This window comes from Vibrio sp. 2096, from assembly GCF_033339595.1.
GTDB lineage: Bacteria > Pseudomonadota > Gammaproteobacteria > Enterobacterales > Vibrionaceae > Vibrio > Vibrio alginolyticus.
Genome location: NZ_JAWOUX010000106.1, coordinates 1 through 1,057, shown reverse-complemented (window position 1 = coordinate 1,057; position 1,057 = coordinate 1). Strand labels below are relative to the sequence as shown.

The following is a 1,057-nucleotide window of genomic DNA, read 5'->3' as shown; positions in this document are numbered from 1 at the left end:
GGTGGAAGTATCTATGCTAGTGACTACTTTTCTGAGCAGTGGGCGCTCAATAATACTGGGCAAGTACATTCTACCGTGGTGAATGACCCACTATTTGGTCCGTATCTGGATGAGGCCTCTGGCTTGCCTGGTGCAGATATCAATGCTCCCGAAGCTTGGGACATGACGAAAGGTAGTTCTGCCGTCAAGATAGCAATTCTCGATTCCGGTATTGATTGTCGTATGGCAGGGGATAGCGTGAGTAGCATTGAGTTCGGGAACGGAAAATGTGTTGAGCAGCAGAAGTTCATCACCGATTATCAAAGTGATACGTTAGAGGACGTGGTTGGACACGGCACCCATGTCGCAGGTATTGCGGCGGCTCAGACAGATAACGGTATTGGTATTGCTGGGGTCGGTTTTAACAGTTCTGTTGGCAACCTGAAGACGTGCTACGAATATCTGATTTATAGCTGCGACCCATTTTTTGGCTGCTTCCTTATCGCTGCGACGGGGGTATACCCGCTATCTTCCTCCATTGATGCGATCACCTATGCTGCCGATAACGGCTACCACGTGATTAACATGAGTTATGGCTCTGATGAAATCGATGAAGAGGGCAACCCGATTAGCTTAGTCGGTTATAGCCAAGCGGAAAATGATGCCGTTAACTACGCTTGGGGGAAAGGCGTGTTGTTAGTGAGCGCAGCAGGGAACGCCGGAGATCCGATGAAGAACTATCCCGCAGCTTATGACAACGTGATTGCCGTAGGTGCAACGGATGACGATGACAATCGTGCCAGTTTTTCTACTTTCGGTAGCGATTGGGTGTCGCTAATGGCACCTGGTGACAGTATTCTCTCGACGATGCCAAATGAGCAGTGTGGCACCTTCGATTACGATAATGACGCCTGTCTGCATTGGCAGTCGGGTACATCCATGGCCAGTCCTCATGTTGCTGGCGCAGCTGCGTTACTTTGGGCATACAAATATGCAGATCAGTTATCCGATCGTGCAACTTGCCAAGATGCCTCTGGCGTACCTTGTAACCAGATGATTCGTATGATGTTGGAACAGG

1 protein-coding gene is annotated in these 1,057 nt (G+C 49.6%); it reads left to right on the top strand.

Going from position 1 to position 1,057, the window contains the following annotated elements; all coding sequences use genetic code 11:
• Positions 1-1,057: S8 family serine peptidase (locus tag R7Q41_RS24380; protein ID WP_318144752.1), on the top strand; the 1,057-nt coding region annotated here is incomplete at both ends.